The organism is Frateuria sp. GZRR33 (genome assembly GCF_051900425.1).
Lineage (GTDB): Bacteria > Pseudomonadota > Gammaproteobacteria > Xanthomonadales > Rhodanobacteraceae > Frateuria_A.
Genome location: NZ_JBHZGK010000002.1, coordinates 63,200 through 77,777, shown reverse-complemented (window position 1 = coordinate 77,777; position 14,578 = coordinate 63,200). Strand labels below are relative to the sequence as shown.

The window sequence follows — 14,578 nt, the reverse complement described above, 5'->3', positions numbered from 1 at the left end:
CGCGCCTCAAAGGCGCAGGTCCGCCATGTCGTCAGTGATGTCGTCTTCGCCGAGCGTCTGGCGGATCTTGGCCAGGTGGGCCTGTTCGCTCCAAAGCTCGAACTTGTTGCCCATGCCCAGCAGTACCGCCTTCTTCTCGATGCCGGCGGCGCCGCGCTGGCTCGCCGGCAGCAGGATGCGCGAGGCGCCATCCGGCTCGACCACGCTCGCCGCACCCACCAGCTTCATCTGCAGATTGCGGTGGGACGCCTTGACCATCGGCAACGCGTTGACCTGGTCGCGCACCGTTTCCCACTCGGCGTAGGGGTAGATCCACAGGCAGCCCATCTCGAACGGGCTGTAGGTGACCACCAGACGATTGGCGCACTCGCCCGCGACCAGTTCCCGATACGCAGTCGGGATGGCCAGTCGGCCCTTGTCGTCAACGGTGATGGCGGTCTCGCCCTGGAACACCTGCGTGGACTCCACTGATTCCCACGATTTCACACAGGGTCCCACGATACGTCTCGCCTTTTGAGACGTCAAGGGAATTTTGCTTGCGAATCAAAGAGAAAGACGGAAGTGTGGACGTATTTCCAGCCGTTTCGGAGAAAGGTCGGCAAGGTGGTTGAAAGCTGGGGATTTTTCCAAATCGGTTGTGAGGCAGGTCACGGGCGTTTTGGCCTTGGCGAGGGGTGCACATGAACTGCCTGTTCAGCCCACGGGCGCACATGCCGGGGCACACCCCATGCGCGACCGCCATCCCAGCGCGCCATGCATGGCGGTCGCGCACAGGCGCGCTCCTACAACGGCGAGGCACGAAAAAGGGCCAGGGTGGCGCCAACTTCCGCGCCACCCTGGCCCTTCCCTGGCAGCGCGCCGAAGCGCGCCGCCGCAAGAGGCGGAGCCGGCCTGTAAGCCGGGTTCTGTACGCCTTGCGGCGCGACAGTCATTCCTCTCGGCCAGGCGTCGCCGCCTGGCTCCAGCGACCTACCCGGGAACAACGCGGGCCGCGTTATCGTTCCCCTATTCGGTCTTGCTCCGGGTGGGGTTTACCGTGCCGTGCGACGTTGACCCCGCACGCGGTGCGCTCTTACCGCACCCTTTCACCCTTACCTGATCCCCCGCCACCCGAAGGTGGGAGGGCCATCGGCGGTCTGCTCTCTGTTGCACTGGCCGTCAGCTCGCGCTGCCCAGGCGTTACCTGGCACCCTGCCCTGTGGAGCCCGGACTTTCCTCGACGCACTTGCGTGCGACGCGACTGTCCGGCCGACTCCGCGGACCATTGTAATGGCCCGGGAGCGGTTTGCGATAAACGCCCCCTGTAGGAGCGCACCTGTACGCGACCGCCACGTCTCATGGGAGATGGCGGTCGCGCACCGGTGCGCTCCTACATTTGATAGAGCGCCTTTCGCGGCGCGCCGGTGATGGCCGCGGCCAGCTTGGCTGCCTTGGCCGGCGGCAGTTCCTCGCGCAGCAGCGCGAACACCCGCTGCCCTTCGGCCAGCCGCGCGTCCGCCTCCTCGCCGCGACCGGCGACCAGGATCACGCACTCGCCGCGCTGCTGGTCCGGATCGCCCGCCACGCGCGGGGCGAGGTCGTCGAGCGGCTCGCCGATCACTGTCTCGAACAGCTTGGTCAGCTCGCGCGCCAGCACCGCCTCGCGCGCGCCGCCGAATACCTCGCGCATGTCCGCCAGGCTCTCGGCCACCCGATGGGAGGACTCGTAGAAGATGAGCGTGCGCGGCTCGCCCGCCAACGCCTGCAAGCGGCTGCGCCGCGCGGCTGCTTTTGGCGGCAGGAATCCCTCGAACACGAAGCGATCGCTCGGCAGCCCGGCCACCGACAATGCCGCGATCGCCGCGCAGGCGCCGGGGACCGGCACGCAGCGGATACCCGCTGCGCGCGCTGCGCGTACCAGCCGGAACCCGGGGTCGCTGACCAGCGGTGTCCCGGCATCGGAGATCAGCGCCACCGACTGCCCGTCCAGCATCCGCCGCACCAGTGCGTCCACCACGTCGCGCTCGTTGTGTTCGTGCAGCGCGACCAGCGGCACGTCGACGTTGTGATGAACCAGCAACGGGCGACTGTGGCGCGTGTCCTCCGCGGCGATCACGTCGGCGCCGCGCAGCGTCGCGATCGCGCGTAGCGAGAAGTCGTCGCGGTTGCCGATCGGCGTGGCGACCACCCACAGGCTGCCGGGCTGGACAGTAGGCATGGAAACTCCGAAAGGCAGTGCGCAAAGGGCGCGCGGCACGATCGGCTATGATCGCTCACCATGTCGACCACGACCAAGGGACACTCCATGCGACTGCTCCGCGCCGCCGGCCTTGGCCTGCTGATCGCCTTCGTCTTGAGCGCTTGCGTGCCGACAAAGGTGACCCGCTCCCCGCAGGAACTGGCTGCCGCGCAGCACGCCGAACAGCTCGCCAGCCAGGGGCAGTTCGACCAGGCCATCCAGGCCTACCTCGACCTGGGCCGGCAGACCGGCGACACCGACCACTACAACATCCTGGCCGCAGAGGTGTACCGCGAGGAAGGCGCGCTCGAGCAGGCCGCGCCCTTGCTCGACCAGGTCCGCCGCCCGCGCCTCGAGGGCGAGGACGCCGCCCGCTACGACCTGCTTCGCGCGGAACTGGCGCTCGCCCACCACGACGCCCACACTGCGCTGCAGCTGACCACCCAGCCCGCGCCGGTACCGCCGACGCTCGAACTGCGCCTGCTGGAACTGCGCGCGCGCGCCATGGAGGCCAGCGGCGACCTGTGGGGCGCCGCACGCACGCGTGTACAGATGGATCCTCGGCTCGAAGGCCTCGACCACACGCAGAACCGCAAGCAGATCCTCGACCTGCTCGGCCGCCTGGGGGTCGAACCGCTCAAGCGCCGTGGCGCCGCCATGCAGGCAGGCGACCGCATGCTGCCGTGGATCAACGAGGCGCTGACCCAGCTCGGCGTGCCGGTGGCGCAGCCGCAGCCGGACCTCGACCAGCCGGTCGGCACCATGCTGCCGGGCGCCGACGCCAACGTGCGCGAGGGCTATCGCATGCCCGCCAACGTCGCGTTGCTGCTGCCGCTCGGCGGCAACTTCGCCGGCGCCAGCGGCGCGATCCGGCAAGGCTTTTTCGCGGGCTACGCCGATGCCGCGCGCACCCACGCGCCGCGCGCCAATCTGCGCGTGTACGACAGCGGCGGCACGGCCGACAGCGCGATCAAGGCTTATCAACAGGCTGCCAGAGACGGCGCCCAGTTGATCGTCGGCCCGCTCACGCGCACCGAGGTCGCCGCGGTATTCGGCCAGGCGCAGCTGCCGGTACCGTTGCTCGCGCTCAACCACCCGGACGACAGGAGCCTGCCCGCCGCGGGCGCCACCGAGTTCGGCCTGCTGCCGGAAACCGAGGGGGCGCAGGCCGCCGACCACATGGTCGAGCGTGGCATCCACGGCGCCTATGTGGTCGTGTCCGACGACGACTTCGCCCAGCGCGCCGCCGGCGCCTTCAAGGCAGAATTCGAGGCCCGCGGCGGCCACGTCGCCGGCATGGCCACGCTGCCGCCAGGCAAGGTCAACTACGCCAACGCGATTGCCGGCCTGAACATGCCCACCACCGCCACGCCGCTGGCCGGGACCGAACCGGCCGAGGCCGCCTCGGCGCCTGCCGTCGCCGGCAGCGCGGAGGCCCTGCCCGCGCCGGTACCGACCGGCGACACCGGCATCTTCATCAGCATGCGGCCGGAGCAGGCGCGCCTGCTGCTGCCGCAGTTGCACGTCGCCCACTTCGGCCTGCCCGTGTTCGCCACCTCGCATATCTACGCGGGCGTGGACGATGCGGCCGCCAACCGCGATCTGGACGGGGTGGAGTTCTCGGACGCGCCCTGGCTGTTCGACGCCCAGCCGGGCCTGCCCAGCCATGACGCGATCGCCGCCAGGTTGCCCGCCGCACGCGGCACCTCGGCGCGGCTGTTCGCCTTCGGCATGGACGCGTGGAACCTGGTGCCCTACCTCGACTGGCTGCGCGACCACCCGGGCAGCTACCTGCCCGGCGCGAGCGGCCAGCTCGCCGCCGACCAGTTCGGTCGCATCCGCCGCGTGCTGATCTGGGCGCGCTTCCAGGATGGCCTCGCCCGTCCGCTGACCGGCAGCCTGCAGCTTGACGACGTGCCCTCTGCCGCCCCGCCCATCAACGAAGGCACCAGCACGCCGATTCCCGCCACGTCGACCGGGGTACCGCCGGCCGCCTCGACCACGCTTCCGCCCGCCGGCCACTGATGCGCGCCGCGGGCGACGCCTTCGAACAGCGCGCCTGCCGCGAGCTGGAGCGCGCGGGCCTGAAGCCGCTGGCGCGCAACTACAACACGCGCCACGGCGAGCTCGACCTGGTGATGCGCGACGGTGACACGGTGGTCTTCGTGGAAGTGCGCTATCGCGTGCGCGCCGGCCATGGCGACGCCGCAGCCTCGGTCACGCGGTCGAAGCAGGAGAAGCTGATCCGCACCGCGCAGCTCTGGCTGGCGGCACATGCCCAGCATGCCAACCGGCCGTGTCGCTTCGACGTGGTCAGTTACGACGGCCCCGTCGGAGACGCCACGATGCACTGGCTCAAGGGCGCCTTCGAGGCGGAGTGACGGCGAGCTTGACTGCATCCGCCTGACGGGACGGGCACCGGGGTGAGGCGCCAGAACTCGCGCGAAACGCCGCTCGTCGCCTGCGTATCGTTGCGCTGCTTTGATAGATGTGGGCCCTTCCTTGCGACTCCTTCATTGGTACCAAGCCCATGCCGTTACCCGACACGCTGCTTCGCACGCTGCACTCGATCTTCGGCGACGCCCTGCGCACCGGACCGGCCGATCGCCTGGCCTACGCGTACGACAACTCGCGCCTCAACGCCCCACCCGACGCGGTGGTGTTTCCCACCGAACACGCGCAGGTCGAGGCGCTGGTACGCGCCTGCCGCGACCACCGCGTCCCGCTCACCGCGCGCGGGCGCGGCAGCAACACCACCGGTGCCACGGTGCCGGTGGAAGGCGGCGTGGTCGCCAGCTTCGAGCGCATGAACCGCATCCTGCGCATCGATCCGGCCAACCGGCTGGCGGTGGTCGAGCCGGGCGTGATCAACGCCGACCTGCAGCGCGCGCTGGCGCCGCACGGCCTGTTCTGGCCACCGGACCCGAGTTCCTCGCCCTGGTGCAGCATCGGCGGCAACCTCGCCTGCAACGCCGCCGGCCCGCGCGCGGTCAAGTACGGCACGCCACGCGAGAACACGCTGGGCCTGCGCGCGGTCGCCGGCACGGGCGAAGGCTTCCGCTGCGGCACCTGGACCACCAAGGGCGCCACCGGCTATGACCTGACCCGGTTGCTGATCGGCTCGGAAGGCACGCTGGCGCTGGTCACCGAAGCGACGCTCAGGCTCACGCCCCGCCCCTCCACCCTCCGTACGTTGCGCGCGACCTACCGCGACGTCGGCAGCGCCGCGCAGGCGGTGGCGCGCATCATGGGGCAGCCCATAACGCCCTGCGCACTCGAGTTCATCGACGAGACCGCGTTGAAGCTCGCCCACGCGCATGCCGGCGACGAGGTGCCGCTGGCCGGCGCGCTGCTGATGATCGAGGTCGATGGCGAACCGGGCACGCTTGAAGCCGCCGTGGCCGCGGTTTCTGCTGCCGCGCGCGGCGACGGCATGGAGTCCCTCCACACGGCCGCTACCATCGAGGAAGCCCAGAAGCTCTGGGCCGCGCGCAAGGCGCTTTCGCCCGCCCAGCGCACGATCGCGCCGGACAAGATCAACGAGGACGTGGTCGTTCCGGTCAGCCGCCTGCCCGAGTTGGTCCAGGGCATCCAGCGGCTTGCCGCCAGCCACGACGTACTCGTCGTCAGTTTCGGCCACGCCGGCAACGGCAACCTCCACGTCAACCTGCTGCCGCGCGATGCCGCCGAGCGCGAGCGCGCGCACGCCTGCCTGGCCGACATCTTCGCGCTGGTCATCGAACTCGAAGGGACACTGTCCGGCGAACACGGCATCGGCCGGATCAAGCGCGAGTTCATGCCACTTGCATTGCAGCCGACGACGCTCCACCTGATGGGCGAGCTCAAGCGCGTGTTCGATCCCGACGGCATTCTCAACCCGGGGAAACTCCTGCCCGCCTGATCCCCGCAAGCCGTTGCCCGATGCCACGAAGAGCATCGGTGGCCGGCAAGCTGTGCCACCCTTTTCCGATGCCTTCCGCCCTCGATCGTCTTCTTGCCGAAATCCGCGCCTGCCAGCTCTGCGCCGCCGAACTGGCGCATGGCGTGCGCCCGGTGCTGCAGGCCTCGGCCACCGCACGACTGTTGATCGTCAGCCAGGCCCCCGGCCGCAAGGTGCACGCGAGCGGCGTGCCGTTCGACGACCTGAGCGGCGAGCGCCTGCGTGACTGGCTCGGCATCGACAAACCCACCTTCTACGACGCCCGCCGCGTGGCGATCGTGCCGATGGGATTCTGCTTCCCCGGCAGCGCGCGCGGGGCTGACCTGCCACCGCGGCGCGAGTGCGCGCCGGCCTGGCATCCGCGGCTGCTGCCGCTGCTGAAGAAGGTGGACCTGACCCTGGCGATCGGTCGCTACGCCCAGGTCGGCCTGCTCGGCGCGCAGGCGTGTGCGAACCTCACCGACACCGTGCGCGACTGGCGCACGCACCTGGCCCGCGGCGTGCTTCCGCTGCCGCATCCGAGCCCGCGCAACCAGATCTGGACCCGGCGCAACCCGTGGTTCGCGGAGGAACTGCTGCCGGTATTGCGCGAACGCGTCACCCGCGCATTGCACTCGTAGGGTGGGCTTCAGCTCACCAGGCGCCCGATCGGAGCGGCGGGCTGAAGCCCACCCTGCACCCCTGCAAATCAGCCGCGGCGGGCGAGGATGAGGTGCAGGCCAAAGGTGATGAACACCGCGCCGGCGAGGCCGTCGATCCACCGCGCCAGCCGCAGGTAACCGCGGCGCATCGCCGGCAAGGCAAAGAACGCTGCCACCAGCGCGAACCAGATGAACGTCTCGGTGATGATCAGCCCCCACAGGCCCCAGCGCGTGGCCGCATCCACCCGGTCGCCCAGAAAGGCGGAGAACACGCTGCCGAAATAGACCACGACCTTGGGGTTCGCCAGGTTGGTCAGCAGCCCCGCGCGCAGCGTGGCCAGCTCCCCGCCCGGCGTGGCCCTCGCCTCGCCATGCGTCGCCGGCGCATGCGCGAACGCCCCGCGCAGCATGCGCAGCCCCATCCACGTCAGGTACAGGCCGCCGGCGATGGCGACCACTTGCTGCAGCCACGCCAACCGGTGCAGCACCAGCTGCAGGCCGAGCAACGCCAGCGCCGACCACAGCGTGATCCCGAGGGTGATGCCCAGCACGCCGAACAGCGCCTGCTTGCGCGAGCGGCTGACCGCGGTCTGCGAGACGAAGAAGAAATCCGGGCCAGGGCTGAGCAGCGCGACCAGGTGGACGATGGCGATGGTGAGGAAGAGGTGCACGGTCCGGATCCGCGGGGCGATCGCCGGAGTTTATGCCGCCAACCCTTCCACCGGCAGCCGCAAGCTGCGCAGGTCATGGACGACGCGCTGCGCCGCGCCTTGCCCGCCTGCATCCCTTTCTCTAACCTGCCTGACTTTGCAGCCAGGGCGCACGTCCCGCGGCTTTTGCAGGGGAAAAAGCACATGCGGGACTTTGCACCATGAACATCAAGCTGCGTCTGATCGTGATGAACTTCCTGCAGTTCTTCGTGTGGGGTTCGTGGCTCACCACCATCGGCGCCTACTGGTTCCAGACCCGCCACTGGGGCGGCGCCGAGTTCGGCGCGATCTTTTCCACCATGGGCATCGCCTCGCTGTTCATGCCGGCGATCACCGGCATCATCGCGGACAAGTGGATCAACGCCGAACGCCTGTACGGCGTATTGCATCTGGGCGGCGCGCTGATGCTGTTCATCGTGCCGACGATCGACAATCCGGCCACGCTGTTCTGGGTGATGCTGGTCAACATGTGCTTCTACATGCCGACGATCGCGCTCTCGATCACGGTGGCCTACAACGCGCTCAAGACCGAGGGCGTGGACATCGTCAAGGTGTACCCGCCGATCCGCGTGTGGGGCACGGTCGGCTTCATCGTGGCGATGTGGGCGATCAGCCTGCTGCATATCGAAACCTCGCCCGACCAGTTCCGCATCGCGGCCATCGCGGCCGTGCTGCTGGGCCTGTACTCGTTCTCGCTGCCGGCCTGTCCGCCGCGCGATACCCGCCACACCTCGCTGATCGACGTGCTGGGCCTGCGTTCGTTCGCGCTGTTCAAGAACTACAAGATGGCGGTGTTCTTCCTGTTCGCGATGGCGCTGGGCGCCGCGCTGCAGCTGACCAACGCCTACGGCGACACGTTCCTGCACGACTTCGGCAAGGTCGACGCGTACAAGGGCCTGCTGACGGTGCGTTACCCGAACATCGTGCTGTCGATCTCGCAGATGTCCGAAACGCTGTTCATCCTGGCCATTCCGTTCTTCCTCAAGCGTTTCGGCATCAAGACGGTGATGCTGATCAGCATGGTCGCCTGGGTGCTGCGCTTCGGCTTGTTCGCCTACGGCAACCCGGCCGAACTGCTGTGGATGATCATCCTGTCGAACATCGTCTACGGCATGGCGTTCGACTTTTTCAACATTTCCGGCTCCTTGTTCGTCGAGGGTCAGGCCGATCCGAAGATCCGCGCCAGCGCGCAGGGCCTGTTCATGCTGATGACCAACGGCGTGGGCGCGGTGCTGGGCAGCTCCATCAGCGGCCAGGTGATCGAGCATTTCTTCACCGCGCCGGACGGTGCGCTGCAGTGGCATGGCATCTGGCTCAGCTTCGCCGGCTACGCGCTGGTGGTTGCGGTGCTGTTCGTGATCCTGTTCCGCCACAAGCACATTCCGGAGAACGCGGCGCGGGCGAACCTGGGACAGCAAGCGGGGATCTGACGCGCCCTCCTTACCCTGCACGCAGGGGAGGCACATGGCCCGCAACTTCTTGCTTGTTGTTGAGAATCATTTTCATTAGCATGCACAGCCTTCCCCACTGGAGGCTGTCATGTCGTCGTCCGTACGCCCGCTCGCGCTCGCCCTGACCCTGGCCCTGGCCGCTCCACTGCACGCCGCGGACGCACAGCAGGCGACCAATCTCGAGCGGGTCGAGGTCTCCGAGAGCACCCTGCGCCTGCCGCGCAGCCAGGGCGCGCTGCCGATGACGATCACCGTGATCGACCATCAGGACCTCGCCAACCAGCTGGCCATCACGCCAGACCTGGGCGACGCGATCGGCGCACTGGTGCCCTCCTTCGCGCCCTCGACGCAGAAGCTCTCGGTGCGCGGGCAGACCCTGCGCGGGCGCAACCCGCTGTACATGATCGATGGCGTGCCGCAGTCCAGCCCGCTGCGCAACGGCTCGCGCGACGGCTACACCATCGACACGGCGATGATCGAGCGCATCGAGATCGTCGAAGGCTCCAACTCGCTGCAGGGCTTGGGCGCCGCCGGCGGCATCATCAACATCATCACCAAGCACGCGCCGGCCAAGAACGGCTTGCGCCAGGAAGTCACGCTGGACGCCAGCGCGCCGACCCAGGGCGCCGACGGGCTGGGCTACGGCGCGGCCTACCTGGTCGGCGCGCGTTCGGGCGCATTCGACCTTGTCGCCGGCGCCTCCTGGCGCAAGCGCGGCATGTACTCCGATGCGCGCGGCCGGCTGATCGGCGTGGACGGCACCCAGGGCGACCTGATGGATTCGAGGAGCTGGGACGGCTTCGTCAAGCTCGGCTACACCTTCGCCGGCGAGCGCCGCCTGCAGTTGACCGCCAACCGCTTCGACCTGGAAGGCAACGGCGACTACATCGCCGTCTCCGGCGACATGGATGCCGGCATGCCGACCACCTCGGTGCGCCAGAAGCAGCCGGGGCTGGCACCGCGCAACCGCGTGCTCACCACCAGCCTGGACTACCGCGACCCGCACCTGGCCGACGGCGAGCTGCGCGCGCAGCTCTATCACCAGCGCAACCGCGAGCTCTTCGGCGGCGGCACCTTCGGCACCTTTCAGGATCCGGCCTACGGCCCGCTGGTGTTCGACCAGTCGCAGAACGAGTCGGTGAAGGATGGCGCGCGGCTGTCGTGGTCGCGCCGCGGCCTGCTCGACGGCACGCTGAGTGTGCTGGCCGGTGCCGACGGCTACCGCGACCGCACCCACCAGTCGCTGGCGCAGACCGGCCGCGACTGGGTGCCCGAAAGCACCTACACCGGCTGGGCGCCGTTCCTGCAGGCCGAGTACTGGCCGCTGCAGGCGCTGTCGATCAACGCGGGCCTGCGCCAGGAGCACGGCCGGCTGGACGTGCCGACCTTCCGCACGCTGGCGTCCTACGGCGGCGCGACCGTCGGGGGCGGCTCGCGCAGTTTCAAGAAAACGTTGCCCAACATCGGCGCGGTCTGGTACCTCACCGACGCGCTCAACCTGTTCGCCAGCTACGCCGAGGGCTACACCCTGCCCGACGTCGGGCGCGTGCTGCGCGCGATCAGCGTGCCGGGCCAGCGTGTGAATGATTTCCTGGACCTCAAGCCGGTGGTATCGGACAACCGCGAAGTGGGTGCCGAGTACGCGGGCGCCGCCTTCAATGCGCGCGTGAGCTACTGGACCTCGACCTCGCAGCTCGGCGCCCTGCTGGTGTTCGATGCGCCCAACCAGGTTTACAACGTGACCCGCCAGCGCACCGAGATCAGCGGCTGGGAGGCGCGCGCCGGCTGGACGCCGCGCGAGGGCACGCGGATCGACACGTCTTATGCGATCAACCATGGCCGCTCCGATCGCGACGGCGATGGCCAGGTGGATTCGGACCTGGACGGCGCCAACATCGCGCCGAACCGCCTGAACCTCTCGTGGACCCAGCGCTGGAGCGACGCGCTGTCGAGCTACCTGCAGCTCTCGCGCCTGGCCAGCCGCGACTTTGCCACGCTGGGCGAGCGCACCGCGCACTTCGACGGCTATGTCACCGCCGACGCCTACGTGAAGTGGCACGCCGGCGCCGCGGGGGACTGGACGCTGGGCGTGCAGAACCTCGCCAACAGGCAGTACATCAACTACGTGTCGCAGACCGTGGGCGACGACGACTCCTACTTCGCCGGTCGCGGCCGCACCGTCTCGCTCAGCTGGCAGCAGGTGTTCTGATGCGCGACGCCGTCCACCCGGCGGTGCAGGCCCGCTCCACGTCCAGCCTGCGCCATTGGCTGCGCAAGCTGCACCTGTGGGCGGGCCTGAGCCTGGGCACGGTGTATGCGCTGGTCGCGCTGAGCGGCAGCGTGCTGGCCTTGCAGGGACCGCTGCTGCGCGCACTGCACCCGGCGCTGTTTGCGCACGCGCTGCCCACGCAGGCACAGGAAGCGGTGGTGCTGGAGCGCATCGCGCGCGAGTGGTCGCCGCACGGCCTGCGCAGCGCCGACCTGCCCGACCCCGAACTGCCCGTATGGCAGCTCTACTTCAACGGTGGCGTGCGTCGCTACCTCGATCCGGCCAGCGGCGCGCTGCTGCTCACCCGCACGCCGGGCAGCGACGCGCTGCTCGCCCTGCGTGACTGGCATACCCACCTGCTGGCTGGCCACGCGGGCGAAACCTGGCTCGGCGTGCTCGGCTGGTCCAGCCTGTTCATGCTGATCTCGGGCGTCGTGCTGTGGTGGCCCGGGCGCGGCCGCTTCCTCACCCACCTGAAGCCCCACGCGCAGCCGCCGGCGCGGCGCTGGCTGAGCTGGCACCGCAGCTTCGGCGCGCTGAGCCTGCCGGTGGTGCTGCTGGTGACCCTCACCGGCACGCTGATGTGCTACCACGGCGGCACCCGCACGGCGTTGCAGGGATTGTTCGGCGACACGCCGGAACCGGCATCACCGGCAACCCTCGCTTTGCGCCAGGACCCGATCGACTGGGCCGCCGTGCTGGCTGCCGCCAGGCAGGCACTGCCGGGCGCGGTGCTGGGCCGGCTTTCCTTTCCGAGCGAACGCGACGGCCGCGTGACCCTCCGCGTACGCCTGCCGGGCGAATGGAATCCCACCGGCCGCAGCACGCTGTGGATCGATCCCTACCAGGCACGCGTGCTGGGCGTAGCGGATGCCACCCGCGCGGACACCGGCGTGCAGGTGAACAACGCGATCTACCCGCTGCACGCCGGCACCACCGGGCCGCTCTGGCACGCGCTGGTGATCGTCTCCGGCCTGCTGCCGCCGTTCTTCCTGGTCACCGGCTTCCTGTTCTGGCAGGCGCGCACGAAGCGCCGCGGCTGAGGCCGACAAGCCGCGCCCCCACAGCCGCGCTAGCATGCGTGCTGGCCACGGGGGACACGCCATGCAGGACGCCAATCGACGCCCGATTGCCGTGCGCGGCAGCGGCTGGGCGCAACGCATCGCCACGGCGCTGGCGCGCAGCCGGCTGACACCCAACCAGATCTCCGTCCTCAGCGTGCTGTTCGCGCTGGCCGGCGCCTGGGCGCTGCTCGCCCTGCCCGGCGCGGTCGGTGCGCTGCTGTGCGCGTTGGCCATCCTGCTGCGGCTGCTGTGCAACCTGTTCGACGGCATGGTCGCCGTCGAAGGCGGCAAGGGCTCCGTCACCGGGCCGCTTTTCAACGAGGTGCCGGATCGGCTGGCCGACTCGCTGTTCCTGGTCGCGCTGGGCTACGCGGCCGCCGTGCCGTGGCTCGGTTGGTTGGCCGCCCTGCTGGCAGCGCTTACCGCCTACATCCGGGCGCTTGGCGGGTCGCTCGGCCAGGTCCAGGACTTCCGCGGACCGATGGCCAAGCCGCACCGCATGTGGCTGCTTGGCCTCGCGCTGGTGCTCGCGGCGCTGCTGCCGACGTGGCGCCAGCCGATCCTGCTGGCGACCGCGGCGGTCATCGCCGCCGGTTCGGCGCTCACCTGCATGACGCGCACCCGCGCGATCGCCGCGCGACTGAGGGGCGCCGACGCATGATCACCTCGCGCATCCTGGTCGGCCTCGTGCGCCTGCTGGTCGGCGCACACGGCCGCTGGCTCGGCTGCGAGCCGAAGGCCGTGCAACGCATCTACTTCGCCAACCACAGCAGCCACCTGGACGCGCTGGCGCTGTGGGCCGCGTTGCCGCCGCGGCTGCGCCAGCGCACGCGCCCGGTGGCCGCCCGCGACTACTGGGGCAAGGGCGGGCTGCGCGGCTTCATCGCCGAACACGGCTTCAGCGCCGTCTATATCGAGCGTGACCGCGAGCGCCGCGAAGGCGACCCCCTCGAACCCCTGTGCGCCGCCCTGGCCGCGGGCGACTCGCTGATCATCTTCCCCGAAGGCACGCGCAGCCCGGATCCCCTGCCGCAGCCGTTCAAGGCCGGCCTCTACCACCTGGCCCAGCGCCACCCTCAGGCCGAGCTGGTAGCGGTCTACCTGGACACGCTCCACCGCGCGATGCCCAAGGGCAGCCTGCTGCCGGTGCCGCTGACCTGCATGGTGCGCTTCGGCCGCGCGCTGCGGCTGGCCGAGGGCGAGGACAAGGAAAGCTTCCTGCAACGCGCCCACGCGGCGGTGGTGGAGCTGGCATGAATCCCCAACAGAAGTTCTGGACCGTGATGGGCGCCGTGCTGGCGCTGTTGGTGGTGGCGAGCCTGGTCGGCTGGGCGCTGGCGCGGCGCGCGCGCAGCGACGGCTCGCGCGAGGTGATCGCCAACCTGAACGCACGCATCGGCGCCTGGTGGTGGATGGTGGCGATCCTGTGCGTGTGCTTCCTGCTCGGGCGCATCACCACGCTGGTGCTGTTCGCGCTGGCCTCGTTCTTCGCGCTGCGCGAGTTCCTCACGCTCACCCCGACGCGCCGCGGCGACCACCTGCCGCTGGTGCTGTGCTTCTACCTCGCCATTCCGCTGCAGTACTGGCTGATCGGCATCGACTGGTATGGATTGTTCGCGATCTGCATCCCGGTCTACGGCTTCCTGCTGCTGCCGGCGATCACCGCGCTGGGTGGCGATACCGAATCGTTCCTGGAGCGCACCACCAAGATCCAGTGGGGTCTGATGCTCACCGTCTACTGCATCAGCTATGCGCCGGCGGTCCTGCTGCTGCACGTGCCCGGTTACGAGGGACAGAACCTCCTGCTGCTCCTGTACCTGCTGCTGGTGGTGCAGATCAGCGACGTGTTCCAGTACGTGTTCGGCAAGCTGTTCGGACGGCACAAGCTGGCGCCCTCGGTGAGCCCGTCCAAGACGGTCGAGGGGCTGGTCGGCGGCGGGCTGTCCGCCGTGGCGGTGGGCGCGGGCCTCTGGTGGATCACGCCTTTCCCGTTCTGGGGTTCGGCCGGCATGTCGTTGATCATCGTGATCGCCGGGTTCCTCGGCGGACTGGCGCTGTCGGCAGTCAAGCGCAGCCTGGGCGCGAAGGACTGGGGCCACATGATCGAAGGCCATGGCGGCATGCTCGACCGGCTCGACTCGGTGAGCTTTGCCGCGCCGGTGTTCTTCCATGTGGTGCACTACGCGTTGATGTAACGCCCGCGCAGGGTGGGCTTCAGCCCACCATCCCGGTTCAGAAACGCGGTGGGCTGAAGCCCACCCTACGGGAGCTCGTACAATGGGCGG

The 14,578-nt window shown here is 69.4% G+C and carries 13 protein-coding genes and 1 other RNA gene; 10 read left to right on the top strand and 4 right to left on the bottom strand.

The genetic code is table 11. The features are described 5' to 3' along the window. Positions 1-6 precede the first annotated feature (6 nt). The 3 genes from mraZ to rsmI all read right to left on the bottom strand — a co-directional run bounded on the left by mraZ (position 7) and on the right by rsmI (position 2,197). The gene (mraZ, locus tag ACFWZU_RS02735; RefSeq protein ID WP_342451877.1) at positions 7-453 is read right to left on the bottom strand and encodes a division/cell wall cluster transcriptional repressor MraZ; all 447 of its coding nucleotides are present in this window, start codon (positions 451-453) and stop codon (positions 7-9) included. Positions 454-878: 425 nt separating this feature from the next. Beyond that, positions 879-1,256, bottom strand: an RNA gene (gene rnpB / locus ACFWZU_RS02730) — RNase P RNA component class A. Positions 1,257-1,369: 113 nt separating this feature from the next. Beyond that, positions 1,370-2,197, bottom strand: a complete 828-nt coding sequence (rsmI, locus tag ACFWZU_RS02725; RefSeq protein ID WP_439699877.1) for a 16S rRNA (cytidine(1402)-2'-O)-methyltransferase — start codon at positions 2,195-2,197, stop codon at positions 1,370-1,372. 87 nt (positions 2,198-2,284) lie between these two features. On the opposite strand from rsmI, the gene ACFWZU_RS02720 reads away from it, so the two are divergent. From ACFWZU_RS02720 to ACFWZU_RS02705, 4 genes are all read left to right on the top strand, one after another. Next, positions 2,285-4,243 carry a penicillin-binding protein activator gene (locus ACFWZU_RS02720; protein ID WP_439699876.1) on the top strand — a complete coding sequence of 653 codons (1,959 nt, stop codon included), beginning with the start codon at positions 2,285-2,287 and terminating at the stop codon, positions 4,241-4,243. Next, positions 4,243-4,599, top strand: coding sequence for a YraN family protein (locus tag ACFWZU_RS02715; RefSeq protein ID WP_439699875.1), 357 nt, complete (start codon positions 4,243-4,245; stop codon positions 4,597-4,599). The genes ACFWZU_RS02720 and ACFWZU_RS02715 overlap by 1 nt, the downstream gene beginning before the upstream one ends. Before the next feature lie 149 nt (positions 4,600-4,748). Beyond that, positions 4,749-6,119 (top strand): FAD-binding oxidoreductase, encoded by a 1,371-nt coding sequence (locus ACFWZU_RS02710; protein WP_439699874.1) that lies wholly within the window; start codon positions 4,749-4,751, stop codon positions 6,117-6,119. Positions 6,120-6,187: 68 nt separating this feature from the next. Next, on the top strand, positions 6,188-6,778 hold the full coding sequence (locus ACFWZU_RS02705) for a uracil-DNA glycosylase family protein (RefSeq protein ID WP_439699873.1): 591 nt from the start codon (positions 6,188-6,190) through the stop codon (positions 6,776-6,778). A 68-nt stretch (positions 6,779-6,846) separates the two neighbouring features. Here ACFWZU_RS02705 and rhtC read toward each other — a convergent pair whose 3' ends face one another. Further along, on the bottom strand, positions 6,847-7,470 hold the full coding sequence (gene rhtC, locus ACFWZU_RS02700; RefSeq protein WP_439699872.1) for a threonine export protein RhtC: 624 nt from the start codon (positions 7,468-7,470) through the stop codon (positions 6,847-6,849). A 200-nt stretch (positions 7,471-7,670) separates the two neighbouring features. Between rhtC and ACFWZU_RS02695 the strand changes: the two genes are divergently transcribed. The 6 genes from ACFWZU_RS02695 to ACFWZU_RS02670 all read left to right on the top strand — a co-directional run bounded on the left by ACFWZU_RS02695 (position 7,671) and on the right by ACFWZU_RS02670 (position 14,488). Continuing rightward, complete coding sequence (locus ACFWZU_RS02695; protein WP_439699871.1) at positions 7,671-8,939, top strand: nucleoside permease; 1,269 nt, start codon at positions 7,671-7,673, stop codon at positions 8,937-8,939. A gap of 109 nt (positions 8,940-9,048) precedes the next feature. After that, complete coding sequence (locus ACFWZU_RS02690) at positions 9,049-11,169, top strand: TonB-dependent receptor (RefSeq protein WP_439699870.1); 2,121 nt, start codon at positions 9,049-9,051, stop codon at positions 11,167-11,169. Then, positions 11,169-12,272, top strand: coding sequence for a PepSY-associated TM helix domain-containing protein (locus ACFWZU_RS02685; protein ID WP_439699869.1), 1,104 nt, complete (start codon positions 11,169-11,171; stop codon positions 12,270-12,272). The genes ACFWZU_RS02690 and ACFWZU_RS02685 overlap by 1 nt, the downstream gene beginning before the upstream one ends. A 61-nt stretch (positions 12,273-12,333) precedes the next feature. Continuing rightward, on the top strand, positions 12,334-12,954 hold the full coding sequence (locus ACFWZU_RS02680) for a CDP-alcohol phosphatidyltransferase family protein (protein WP_439699868.1): 621 nt from the start codon (positions 12,334-12,336) through the stop codon (positions 12,952-12,954). Continuing rightward, a complete protein-coding gene (locus tag ACFWZU_RS02675) occupies positions 12,951-13,550 on the top strand; it encodes a lysophospholipid acyltransferase family protein (protein ID WP_439699867.1) in 600 nt (199 codons plus the stop codon). Before ACFWZU_RS02680 ends, ACFWZU_RS02675 begins: the two co-directional genes overlap by 4 nt. After that, entirely contained in the window at positions 13,547-14,488 is a 942-nt protein-coding gene (locus ACFWZU_RS02670; RefSeq protein ID WP_439699866.1) for a phosphatidate cytidylyltransferase, read from the top strand. The genes ACFWZU_RS02675 and ACFWZU_RS02670 overlap by 4 nt, the downstream gene beginning before the upstream one ends. Positions 14,489-14,578: the final 90 nt, after the last annotated feature.